We start from the raw sequence: 12,927 nt of genomic DNA on the forward strand, positions 1-12,927 counted from the left end.
GCGACGTCCTACTCTTGCAGGGGGAGAGCCCCCAACTACCATCGGCGCTGAAGAGCTTAACTTCCGTGTTCGGCATGGGAACGGGTGTGACCTCTTCGCCTTCATCACTAGACTTACAGGATGTAAGTCGTTCGATGTTCACCACAGGACGTGGTGGAACTTAGTCGAACTTCTTTTCATTCCCTGAAAACTAGATAGCACTCGCAACGTATTCCAATATGTTTTAGGTTAAGCCCTCGATCGATTAGTATTCGTCAGCTCCACGTGTCGCCACGCTTCCACCCCGAACCTATCAACCTCATCATCTCTGAGGGATCTTACCAGCTTGACGCTGTGGGAAATCTCATCTCGAGGGGGGCTTCATGCTTAGATGCTTTCAGCACTTATCCCTTCCACACGTAGCTACCCAGCTATGCTCCTGGCGGAACAACTGGTACACCAGCGGTGTGTCCATCCCGGTCCTCTCGTACTAAGGACAGCTCCTCTCAAATTTCCTGCGCCCGCGACGGATAGGGACCGAACTGTCTCACGACGTTCTGAACCCAGCTCGCGTACCGCTTTAATGGGCGAACAGCCCAACCCTTGGGACCTACTTCAGCCCCAGGATGCGATGAGCCGACATCGAGGTGCCAAACCTCCCCGTCGATGTGGACTCTTGGGGGAGATAAGCCTGTTATCCCCAGGGTAGCTTTTATCCGTTGAGCGATGGCCCTTCCATGCGGAACCACCGGATCACTAAGCCCGACTTTCGTCCCTGCTCGACTTGTAGGTCTCGCAGTCAAGCTCCCTTGTGCCTTTACACTCTGCGAATGATTTCCAACCATTCTGAGGGAACCTTTGGGCGCCTCCGTTACTCTTTAGGAGGCGACCGCCCCAGTCAAACTGCCCACCTGACACTGTCTCCGCACCGGATCACGGTGCTGGGTTAGAATGTCAGTACAGCCAGGGTAGTATCCCACCGACGCCTCCACCGAACCTAGCGGTCCGGCTTCTATGGCTCCTACCTATCCTGTACAAGCTGTACCAAAATCCAATATCAGGCTACAGTAAAGCTCCATGGGGTCTTTCCGTCCTGTCGCGGGTAACCTGCATCTTCACAGGTACTATAATTTCACCGGGTCTCTCGTTGAGACAGTATCCAAGTCGTTGCACCTTTCGTGCGGGTCGGAACTTACCCGACAAGGAATTTCGCTACCTTAGGACCGTTATAGTTACGGCCGCCGTTTACTGGGGCTTCGATTCAGAGCTTCTCCCGTAAGGGATAACCCCTCCTCTTAACCTTCCAGCACCGGGCAGGTGTCAGCCCCTATACATCGCCTTGCGGCTTGGCAGAGACCTGTGTTTTTGCTAAACAGTCGCTTGGATCTTTTCACTGCGGCTCCCCTGGGCTATTCACCCGAGGAAGCACCCCTTCTCCCGAAGTTACGGGGTCATTTTGCCGAGTTCCTTAACGAGAGTTCTCCCGATCGTCTTAGGATTCTCTCCTCGCCTACCTGTGTCGGTTTGCGGTACGGGCACCTCTTTCCTCACTAGAGGCTTTTCTTGGCAGTGTAGAATCAGGGACTTCGGTACTTAAATTCCCTCGCCATCACGACTCAGCCTTCACGGTGAACGGATTTGCCTATTCACCAGCCTAATCGCTTGGACGCGCATGTCCAGCAGCGCGCTCTCCCTATCTTTCTGCGTCCCCCCGTCGTTCAAACGGAAAGGAGGTGGTACAGGAATATCAACCTGTTATCCATCGCCTACGCCTTTCGGCCTCGGCTTAGGTCCCGACTAACCCTGAGCGGACGAGCCTTCCTCAGGAAACCTTGGGCTTTCGACGGACAAGATTCTCACTTGTCTTTCGCTACTCATACCGGCATTCTCACTTCTAAGCGCTCCACCAGTCCTTTCGGTCTGACTTCGCAGCCCTTAGAACGCTCTCCTACCATTGTCGTAAGACAATCCACAGCTTCGGTGATACGTTTAGCCCCGGTACATTTTCGGCGCAGCGTCACTCGACCAGTGAGCTATTACGCACTCTTTAAATGATGGCTGCTTCTAAGCCAACATCCTGGTTGTCTAAGCAACGCCACATCCTTTTCCACTTAACGTATACTTTGGGACCTTAGCTGGTGGTCTGGGCTGTTTCCCTCTCGACTACGGATCTTATCACTCGCAGTCTGACTCCCGCGGATAAATCGTTGGCATTCGGAGTTTGACTGGATTCGGTAATCCGGTAGGGACCCCTAGTCCAATCAGTGCTCTACCTCCAAGATTCTTGCCGCGAGGCTAGCCCTAAAGCTATTTCGGAGAGAACCAGCTATCTCCGGGTTCGATTGGCATTTCACCGCTACCCACACCTCATCCCCGCATTTTTCAACATGCGTGGGTTCGGGCCTCCATTCAGTGTTACCTGAACTTCACCCTGGACATGGGTAGATCACCCGGTTTCGGGTCTACGACCACGTACTCCTTCGCCCTATTCAGACTCGCTTTCGCTGCGGCTCCGCCTTCTCGGCTTAACCTTGCACGGGATCGTAACTCGCCGGTTCATTCTACAAAAGGCACGCTGTCACCCATTAACGGGCTCCAACTAGTTGTAGGCACACGGTTTCAGGTTCTCTTTCACTCCCCTTCCGGGGTGCTTTTCACCTTTCCCTCACGGTACTGGTTCACTATCGGTCACTAGAGAGTATTTAGCCTTGGGAGATGGTCCTCCCGGATTCCGACGGGGTTTCACGTGTCCCGCCGTACTCAGGATCCGTCTCGGAGGGCATCGGATTTTGACTACAGGATTGTTACCTTCTCTGATGGACCTTTCCAGGTCGCTTCGTCTATCCGTGCCTTTGTAACTCCAATGAGACGTCCTACAACCCCAGAGGGCAAGCCCTCTGGTTTGGGCTGTTTCCGTTTCGCTCGCCGCTACTCAGGAAATCGCGATTGCTTTCTCTTCCTCCGGGTACTGAGATGTTTCAGTTCCCCGGGTATGCCTTTTACTTCCTATGTATTCAGAAGTAAATACCATCCCATTACGGATGGTGGGTTCCCCCATTCGGAAATCTCCGGATCAAAGCGTACTTACTGCTCCCCGAAGCATATCGGTGTTCGTCCCGTCCTTCATCGGCTTCTAGTGCCAAGGCATCCACCGTGCGCCCTTAGTAGCTTAACCTTAGATTTCGTTAGAAACAGTGTTCTAACGTCATCGATGCACATCGTTAGATGTGACTAACTAAGTTATAACGCAAAAAATAATAATTATTGGATGTCGTTGTTTGTGCTATCTAGTTTTCAAGGAACATGAAAGAATACAATCATTCTTTCAAAACTAAACGAAACGCTCATGCAAGTTTGGCAACCAATGTTGCCTCGTAATTCTCCATAGAAAGGAGGTGATCCAGCCGCACCTTCCGATACGGCTACCTTGTTACGACTTCACCCCAATCATTTGTCCCACCTTCGGCGGCTGGCTCCAAAAGGTTACCTCACCGACTTCGGGTGTTACAAACTCTCGTGGTGTGACGGGCGGTGTGTACAAGGCCCGGGAACGTATTCACCGCGGCATGCTGATCCGCGATTACTAGCAATTCCGGCTTCATGCAGGCGAGTTGCAGCCTGCAATCCGAACTGAGAACGGCTTTATGGGATTCGCTTCACCTCGCGGTGTCGCTGCCCTTTGTACCGTCCATTGTAGCACGTGTGTAGCCCAGGTCATAAGGGGCATGATGATTTGACGTCGTCCCCACCTTCCTCCGGTTTGTCACCGGCAGTCACCTTAGAGTGCCCAACTGAATGCTGGCAACTAAGATCAAGGGTTGCGCTCGTTGCGGGACTTAACCCAACATCTCACGACACGAGCTGACGACAACCATGCACCACCTGTCACTCTGTCCCCCGAAGGGGAACGTCCTATCTCTAGGAGTGGCAGAGGATGTCAAGACCTGGTAAGGTTCTTCGCGTTGCTTCGAATTAAACCACATGCTCCACTGCTTGTGCGGGCCCCCGTCAATTCCTTTGAGTTTCAACCTTGCGGTCGTACTCCCCAGGCGGAGTGCTTAATGTGTTAACTTCAGCACTGAGGGTGGAACCCCCCAACACCTAGCACTCATCGTTTACGGCGTGGACTACCAGGGTATCTAATCCTGTTTGCTCCCCACGCTTTCGCGCCTCAGCGTCAGTTACAGACCAGAGAGCCGCCTTCGCCACTGGTGTTCCTCCACATATCTACGCATTTCACCGCTACACGTGGAATTCCACTCTCCTCTTCTGCACTCAAGTCCCCCAGTTTCCAATGGCCCTCCACGGTTGAGCCGTGGGCTTTCACATCAGACTTAAGAGACCGCCTGCGCGCGCTTTACGCCCAATAATTCCGGACAACGCTTGCCACCTACGTATTACCGCGGCTGCTGGCACGTAGTTAGCCGTGGCTTTCTGGTTAGGTACCGTCAAGGTACCGCCCTATTCGAACGGTACTTGTTCTTCCCTAACAACAGAGCTTTACGACCCGAAGGCCTTCGTCACTCACGCGGCGTTGCTCCGTCAGACTTTCGTCCATTGCGGAAGATTCCCTACTGCTGCCTCCCGTAGGAGTCTGGGCCGTGTCTCAGTCCCAGTGTGGCCGATCACCCTCTCAGGTCGGCTACGCATCGTGGCCTTGGTAAGCCGTTACCTTACCAACTAGCTAATGCGCCGCGGGCCCATCCTACAGTGTTAGCCAGAGGCCAACTTTCAACGTTGCATCATGCGATGCTATGTATTACCCGGTATTAGCTCCGGTTTCCCGGAGTTATCCCAGTCTGTAGGGCAGGTTGCCCACGTGTTACTCACCCGTCCGCCGCTGAGAAATGGGAGCAAGCTCCCATTTCTCCGCTCGACTTGCATGTATTAGGCACGCCGCCAGCGTTCGTCCTGAGCCAGGATCAAACTCTCCGATAGAAAAGTTCAATCTAGCTTTAAAACAATGTTGTTTCCGTAGAAACAATTTCTTGCATGGCGTTTCGTTCAGTTTTCAAAGATCGATTTGTTTCTTTCGATGTCGTTTTCAGCGACTTTATTAATGTAACACATTAACTTGTCCGAAGTCAACATCTTTTTTGTTTTTTTATTTCGTGTGTTGCCGTGTTTTTAACGGCGAGTATTAATATACCATGTACTCCAAAGTAGCGCAATGGTTTTTCGTAAAAAATAATAAAAAGAAGCCCGAAGGCTTCTTTTCTATCGTTCCGTATTTCTCATTTGTGGGAATAGCAGTACGTCGCGGATAGATGGAGAATTCGTTAATAGCATAACGAGGCGATCAATACCGATTCCAAGTCCACCTGTTGGAGGAAGACCATATTCTAATGCTTCAATGAAATCATGATCCATCATGTGAGCTTCATCGTTACCTTGTTCACGTTCAACAAGTTGAGCTTCGAATCGCTCTCTTTGATCGATCGGGTCATTAAGCTCGGTAAATGCATTTGCGTGCTCGCGAGCTACGATGAATAGTTCAAAGCGATCCGTAAAGCGAGGGTCCTCTGGATTCTTTTTAGCCAATGGAGAAATGGCAACTGGATGTCCATATACAAACGTTGGTTGTATCAATGTTTCTTCAACTTTTTGTTCAAAGAATTCATTAACAACGTGTCCGAATTCCATTGTCTCTTTGACTTCGACGCCATGTTCTTTCGCAAGAGCACGAGCTTCTTCATCAGTCATTTCCTTCCAGAAGTCTACTCCAGTCTCTTCTTTTACCGCATCTACCATATGAAGTCTCTTCCATTCAGGCTCTAAGTTGATTTCTTGGTCACCATACGTAATCGTAGTTGAACCAGTCACATCTTTCGCGATATGAGCGATTAAATTCTCTGTTAGAGACATCACATCTTTATAGTCAGCGTATGCTTCATAAAGTTCAAGCATTGTGAATTCTGGATTATGACGTGTAGATACACCTTCATTTCTAAATACGCGACCTACTTCGTATACTTTTTCAAGTCCACCGACAATAAGGCGTTTTAGATGAAGTTCAATCGCAATACGCATATATAGCTCCATATCAAGAGCATTGTGATGAGTAACGAATGGACGGGCTGAAGCTCCACCTGGAATAGAATGCATCATCGGTGTTTCTACTTCAAGAAAGCCTTGGTCATCTAAATAACGTCGCATGGATTGAATGATGCGGCTTCGAGAGATGAACGTTTCTTTCGATTCCGGGCTCATGATGAGATCCAAGTAACGTTGGCGATAACGTTGTTCAACATCTTTAAGACCATGGAACTTATCTGGTAGTGGACGAAGGGACTTAGATAACAAGTGAAGATCGCTTACTTTAATAGAAAGCTCTCCTACTTTCGTTTTAAAAGCTACTCCCGTAACTCCGACAATGTCTCCAATGTCCATCGAGTCGAATAAGTCATACTGCTCTTCGCCAACAGTATCTTTACGAATATACATTTGGATCTGACCTGTAAGGTCCTGCATATGTGCAAATCCAGCTTTTCCTTTTCCACGCTTCGTCATGATTCTACCCGCAAGAGAAACCGTCTTCTCTGTTTCGGCAAGCTCTTCCTTTGAGAAGGAATCAAACTCCTCAACCATTTGTGTTGCTGTATGAGTACGATCAAAACGATGACCGAACGGATCTATGTTGTTACTTTTAAGTGTATCGAGCTTTTCTCTTCTTACACGAAGAAGATCATTTAGTTCTAGCTCCTGACTCATCACTATCACTCCTGTCAAATCTAGGTTTATCCCGCTATAACTTTATCTGAAAGCAGCATGAATAGCAAGTATTCACGGCATGGTTTTCATTGACAAATGCGCCGGGTGTGCCGCTCATTATAAGAAGAAAACTGCCAGTCAACGATCCTGGCAGTTGGTTTAATCATAGGTGTAGTATAAAAAATGGTAGTTAGAAAGTCAAACTACAGATTTATAATTTCAATGTGTCTTCATTTATTTCCTTAACTGGTCTATTGGGAATAGTTCTTCAAGAGAAACATTAAGTTGTTTCGCGACAAGTAGCAAAAAGTCATATGATGGCGCCCTGTTTCCCCGCTCTATCTCTCCAAGGACGGACACTGAGACACCTAAGTCTCTTGCTAATCTTTCTTGAGTAAAACCTTTCAGCTTTCGAAAAGCTCGAATACGCCTCCCGTAGATCTCTGCTTCCATAGACGTACACCTTCTTTGTCTTCTATATGATCAATATACGACTCTATTCGTTTATTCGTAGTAGGTATGACTGCTTCAGGATTTAGTTCATGTAATGGGATGATAACAAATCCTCTTTGAATAAGTCGTGGATGTGGAATAACAAGGCCTTCAGCTACAATGTTTTCGTGATTATAAAGTAATATGTCAAGGTCTATCGTTCTCGGCCCCCAACGTATATCCCTTTCTCTACCCAAAGTTTGTTCGATTCCCTGTAGGATTTCAAGTACTTGAAAAGCGTTCATATCTGTTTGTAGAAGTGCGACCATATTTAAAAATGCAGCTTGTTCCGTTACTCCTACAGGCTCAGTTTCGTATAGCGACGAGACGTCTGCAACAGTGATATCTGGATACTCTTCAATTCTCTCAAGCGCAGTCTTTATATAATTTTCGCGGTCTCCAATATTGGAACCAATCCCAACATATACGCTATTCATTACGTTCCCTCTTCATCTCGATCGCAACTGAATCATAGTGTCCATTGATAGGAGGATCCGGTTTAATTACCTTCACTGTACAGACCTTCACAATTTCAAACGCTTCGAACATTGCTTTTGGAATTTCTTCTGCGATTGTTTCGACTAACTTTCTAGGCTCACCCTCAACGATTTCTTTAATGGTATTGTACGCATCTGCGTAATTCACCGTATAGTTAAGATCATCGGACGCACTCGCTTTAGAGAGGTCCGCTTCCAATACAAGATCTACATAGAATCGTTGACCTAACTTGTTTTCTTCAGGGAAAACACCATGGTAACCATAAAACTCCATTCCGTTCAGGTGAATCTTATCCATCCAACCACGCTCCTAGTTAGTGATGATATCTTGTTTTAGCATTGCGTCCATCATTTTTGCCATTCGAACGATCGGTTTCACATCATGAACGCGAACGATTTGACACCCACGCTCAATGCCGAGGCACACTGTTGCTCCCGTACCTTCTACACGATCATTCGCTTGTGTGTTCAATGTTTTTGCTATAAGTGACTTTCTAGAAGTTCCTAATAATACGGGATATCCTAATGCTGAGAACTCGTCCAACCTGCGCATAACCTCGAGGTTTTGTTCATATGTTTTTGCGAAGCCGATGCCTGGATCTAAGATGATGTTACGATCAAGTACGCCTGCACGTTTTACAATGGCGATGCTTTCCTCGATATCCACTTTGATATCTTCCATAATATCATCATAGTTTGTACCTAGGCGATTATGCATTAAGATAATAGGCACCTCATGCTTTGCAGCAACTTGCCCCATCAGCGGGTCAGCTTTTGCACCCCAAACATCGTTGATGATATCCGCTCCTGCTAATACGGCCTGATCAGCTACTTCCGCTTTGTACGTATCGATTGAGATCGGAACGTCAACTGCTGCACGTACTGCTTTGATCACAGGGATAACCCGCTCAAGTTCTTCTTCGAGAGAAACAGGAACAGCTCCAGGCCGTGTAGACTCACCACCGATATCGATGATGTCAGCACCTTCCTGCACAAGCTGCACAGCATGTTCCACCGCTCTGTCACGCGTATCATACTTCCCCCCATCAGAAAATGAATCAGGGGTTGCATTCAATATCCCCATGACCCAGGTTCTCTTGTTCCAGTCGATTACCTTGTCCCGCCACTCCATTATCATCGGGTGGTTTGTTTGCTTTTTGATTACCGTAGCCACCAAGCTCACTCCTTTTTATTGCATAAAATCATCTCGTTACATCTTTGCTGCTGAATAACGAAGTGCGGTCTTTCTCATAGTGCAGGATAAGCTTGCTGGTAACAGTACCATTTTTACCTGGCATAGAGACACGATCTACGCTTCGCAATGGGACAATTTCCTGAATAGAGTTCGTTACGAATACTTCATCCGCGTCGAGTAAGCACTCTTTCTTATAGTACCCTTCTTCAACAGAGATACGTAGCTTTACTGCAGTACGGATCACATATTGACGAGTGATCCCGTTAAGAATGCCTGTCCCTAAAGAGGGAGTAAAAAGGGTATCTCCTTTTACCCAGAATAAGTTTGAAACGATCCCTTCTGCTACATAACCTTCTTCTGTTAAAAAAATCCCTTCAGTTTTTGGATCATTTCCAATCTCTCTTTTGGCGAGTATGTTATTCAGATAATGATGTGACTTTAATCTATAGTTTCCTTCGGGTGTGTTTCTTCTTAATGATAAAAGTGTCCCGTCCTTTTCATTTCGAACAGGAGCACCAAGCGACTTAACGTAGATGATCCGTGTAGGTGATTGATAAGGTTCAGTCTGCAGCCCTATATTCCCTGCACCTGCTGAAACATTAAGACGAATGTAACCATCTCTTATATTGTTTGCTGCAAGGGTTCGCTTCACCTCATGCAGCAAATCATCTGAATTCGTTTCAAGCTCAATCTGCAGCTCTTCTAATGACGCTTGCAGGCGATCGATATGATCGTTGAACAAAAAGGGGTGACCGTCATAGGTGCGGAATGTTTCAAATACACCTAATCCATATAAAAAACCATGGTCGTATGCCGATATCACAGCGTCCTCTTCACGCATCAGTTCGCCATTTACGTTTATATACATAGCTCGTTTTTATGTGTATCGATAAAGTTTTTTAGAAGTGTTTTGCCTACTGCTGTCATAATAGACTCAGGATGAAATTGAACCCCTTCTACTGCAAGCTCCTTATGGCGAATAGCCATAATTTCTCCTTCTTCTGTCCAAGCACTTACCTCAAAGCATTCAGGAAGTGTCTCTTTCTTCACGATTAAGGAGTGGTACCTAGTAGCGGTGAATGGATTCTCCATTCCTTTAAAAACACTTCTTCCATCGTGATGCATTTCAGATGTCTTCCCGTGCATCAACCGCTCAGCTTTCACAACATCTCCACCGAATACTTGCGCGATTGATTGATGGCCAAGACAAACGCCAAAGATCGGAATCTTGCCAGCAAAATGCCTAACAGCATCCATGCTGATCCCAGCTTCATTTGGACTGCACGGTCCAGGGGAAATCATGAGGAATGAAGGGTTCATGCTTTCAATTTCGTCAATTGTGATCTCATCGTTCCTCTTAACGACAAGCTCCTCCCCCATCTCACCAAGGTACTGTACTAAGTTATACGTAAATGAATCGTAGTTATCAATCATTAATATCATACTTTATTCCTCCTCTGCTCAACTCTTCTAGACTCTTCACTCAACTCTTTGGCTTTCCAAAGGGCTCTAGCTTTCTTTAACGATTCCTTATACTCTGCTTCTGGATCAGAATCGATTACGATTCCAGCACCAGCTTGGACGTGGGCAAAACCATCTTTGATCACCATCGTCCGGATGGCGATGTTTAATTCCATATCGCCATTAAATCCTATCCATCCGATAGACCCAGTGTATATGCCACGGCGAACAGGCTCAAGTTCCTCGATTATTTCCATCGTCCTGATCTTTGGAGCACCTGTGATCGTGCCTCCGGGAAACGTCGCTTTGATCGCATCGAAAGCATCGTATTCAGGAGCGCAAACTCCTCGGACATTCGAAACAATATGCTGAACATGAGAATACTTTTCGATCACCATGAACTCGTCTACTTCTACGGATCCGTATCGGCATACTCTGCCAAGATCGTTACGCTCTAAGTCTACAAGCATAACGTGCTCTGCACGTTCCTTTTCATTTTCGATCAGCGTTCTAGCGAGCTGCTGATCTTCTGCATCACTTTTACCACGTGATCGTGTGCCAGCTATTGGTCGAGTACTGAGCTCGCTGCCTTTCTTCTTTACCAAAAGCTCTGGTGATGCACTTACAAGATCGAATCGCTCTGAGTGAATGAACGACATGTAAGGTGAAGGATTCAACGTTCTTAACGTTTCATATACATGAAGGGGCTCTGCATGCAGCGTCCTCGTTTCTCTAAGAGAAAGATTCACTTGAAATACGTCTCCACTTGAGATATATTCTTGCACTTTTTTAACTGCTGACCCAAATGAGTCCTCATCCATTGAGAAGTGACGTTCATCTTCTTTCGTTGTACTAATTGAATGATGCGTTGTAGTCACACTAGCCTCGAGCCATTCATTCTTGTACAGCTTCAATCGGGCACGAGCAATTTCTGACTTGCTTTCTTCTACTTGAGAAATAAACCACAGCACTTGCTCTTCATGATCATAAACTCCAACATCTTCATAGACAATAAACGATAATTCAGGCAGTCCTAAATCGTCTTCAGCATGATGTGGGAGTTCTTCAATCTGACGGGCAATATCGTAACTTAAGAAGCCCATCGCTCCCCCCTGAAAGTCTGGGAGCCGATCATCTGTTTCCGCTACATGTTGTTGCATGTAATCGCGCATTAAATCGAGCAAGTTCCCTTCAAGCTTTCTTGTTATACCATTCTCAGTTATTGAAAGGGTACGTTCCTTACCTTCTAGACTAGCCATCGGCAGGATGCCGAACATGCTGTAGCGGCCTCCTCTTGTGCTATCTAAAAGGGTGTGTTCAGAAAGGTCGGATACAAACCGTTTATATTTTGAAAACCATTCATCTCCTGATAAATGTAACGTTTCAAATATTGGAATGCGGGTTGTTTTTTCTTGGTGTTGCGCCACTATCGTTACACCCCTATTCGGAAGTATCAACACTTCCTTCGGATTATGCCTCTATTTTACATGAAGACGAAAAATCCTTCATCCTTTTTGTATAGAGTTTGTTCTCCATCTATTCAGTAGGATAACCGCACACGATCCCTCTCATGAAAATTTTTTATAGAAAAAAGCAGCCCGAAAAGGACTGCCCGTTATTGACTGTTATTCATCATCGAATTGAAAAAGCGGGGTGCTTAAGTAGCGCTCACCGTTACTTGGAATAACTGCGAGTACTTTCTTACCTTTCCCTAGCTTTTTAGCAACTTCAAGTGCAGCGTATATTGCAGCACCTGAAGAGATGCCTCCAAGAACACCTTCTTCTCTTGCAGCCTTTCTTGCCCATTCGAACGCTTGCTCATTCTCCACTTGAATCACTTCATCGTAAATATTCGTGTCTAGGATCGATGGTACAAACCCAGCTCCAATTCCTTGGATTTTGTGCGGACCAGGCTTACCTCCTGATAAAATCGGTGAATCCGTCGGTTCAACTGCGTATAACTTAATTGAAGGGAAGTGTTTCTTTAACACCTCTCCAGCACCAGTAATTGTCCCACCAGTTCCAATACCTGCTATGAAAGCATCGAGATCATCAAATTGGTCTACAATTTCTTTACCTGTCGTACGACGGTGTATTTCTGGATTCGCTACGTTTTGGAACTGCTGAGGCATAAAGTAGCCATGTTCTTTAGACAGTTCTTCAGCTTTACGAATCGCGCCGCCCATTCCTTCAGACCCAGGGGTCAATACGAGTTTTGCGCCATAAGCTTTTAAAAGATTTCGGCGTTCCATACTCATTGTATCAGGCATAACAAGAACGGCTTGATACCCTTTTGCTGCAGCTACCATAGCAAGACCGATACCAGTATTTCCACTTGTAGGTTCTACAAACGTGTCACCTGGTTTAAGTTCACCTTTCTCTTCGCCAGCTTCAAGCATAGCTAATGCGATTCGATCTTTGACACTGCTTCCCGGGTTCATAAATTCTAGCTTCAAGTATACATCTGCATGATCTTCTCCAGTTAGACGGTTTAGCTTAACGATTGGAGTTTGACCGATTAATTCTGTAATTGAATTTGCAACTCTCATCTCTTTCGCCTCCCAATCCCAAGTGATTTTATAGGAATAATTT

General features: G+C 46.5%; 9 protein-coding genes and 3 rRNA genes. All 12 read right to left on the reverse strand.

The genetic code is table 11. The annotated features are described in order from the left end of the window. Positions 1-112, reverse strand: a 5S ribosomal RNA gene (rrf, locus tag ACXAEY_RS00005); the annotation flags it as partial. A 112-nt stretch (positions 113-224) separates the two neighbouring features. Beyond that, a 23S ribosomal RNA gene (locus tag ACXAEY_RS00010) occupies positions 225-3,154 on the reverse strand. Between the two features lie 213 nt (positions 3,155-3,367). Next, positions 3,368-4,917, reverse strand: a 16S ribosomal RNA gene (locus ACXAEY_RS00015). 279 nt (positions 4,918-5,196) lie between these two features. Next, positions 5,197-6,690 (reverse strand): lysine--tRNA ligase, encoded by a 1,494-nt coding sequence (gene lysS / locus ACXAEY_RS00020; protein ID WP_474809685.1) that lies wholly within the window; start codon positions 6,688-6,690, stop codon positions 5,197-5,199. A 234-nt stretch (positions 6,691-6,924) separates the two neighbouring features. Then, positions 6,925-7,143, reverse strand: a complete 219-nt coding sequence (locus ACXAEY_RS00025) for a helix-turn-helix domain-containing protein (protein ID WP_474809687.1) — start codon at positions 7,141-7,143, stop codon at positions 6,925-6,927. Then, complete coding sequence (gene folK / locus ACXAEY_RS00030; RefSeq protein WP_270182883.1) at positions 7,095-7,619, reverse strand: 2-amino-4-hydroxy-6-hydroxymethyldihydropteridine diphosphokinase; 525 nt, start codon at positions 7,617-7,619, stop codon at positions 7,095-7,097. Before folK ends, ACXAEY_RS00025 begins: the two co-directional genes overlap by 49 nt. Beyond that, positions 7,612-7,977 (reverse strand): dihydroneopterin aldolase, encoded by a 366-nt coding sequence (gene folB, locus ACXAEY_RS00035; protein WP_270182884.1) that lies wholly within the window; start codon positions 7,975-7,977, stop codon positions 7,612-7,614. Before folB ends, folK begins: the two co-directional genes overlap by 8 nt. 12 nt (positions 7,978-7,989) lie before the next feature. Next, positions 7,990-8,817: a dihydropteroate synthase gene (gene folP / locus ACXAEY_RS00040; protein WP_474814676.1), complete on the reverse strand. Its 828-nt coding sequence runs from the start codon at positions 8,815-8,817 to the stop codon at positions 7,990-7,992. A gap of 64 nt (positions 8,818-8,881) precedes the next feature. After that, positions 8,882-9,742, reverse strand: a complete 861-nt coding sequence (gene pabC / locus ACXAEY_RS00045) for an aminodeoxychorismate lyase (protein ID WP_474809690.1) — start codon at positions 9,740-9,742, stop codon at positions 8,882-8,884. Then, positions 9,733-10,317 carry an aminodeoxychorismate/anthranilate synthase component II gene (gene pabA / locus ACXAEY_RS00050; protein WP_474809692.1) on the reverse strand — a complete coding sequence of 195 codons (585 nt, stop codon included), beginning with the start codon at positions 10,315-10,317 and terminating at the stop codon, positions 9,733-9,735. Before pabA ends, pabC begins: the two co-directional genes overlap by 10 nt. Continuing rightward, positions 10,314-11,732 carry an aminodeoxychorismate synthase, component I gene (gene pabB / locus ACXAEY_RS00055; RefSeq protein ID WP_474814678.1) on the reverse strand — a complete coding sequence of 473 codons (1,419 nt, stop codon included), beginning with the start codon at positions 11,730-11,732 and terminating at the stop codon, positions 10,314-10,316. The genes pabA and pabB overlap by 4 nt, the downstream gene beginning before the upstream one ends. A 228-nt stretch (positions 11,733-11,960) precedes the next feature. After that, positions 11,961-12,884: a cysteine synthase A gene (gene cysK / locus ACXAEY_RS00060; RefSeq protein WP_270182887.1), complete on the reverse strand. Its 924-nt coding sequence runs from the start codon at positions 12,882-12,884 to the stop codon at positions 11,961-11,963. Between the last annotated feature and the right edge of the window lie 43 nt (positions 12,885-12,927).

The organism is Anaerobacillus sp. ABA4_114 (assembly GCF_056159065.1).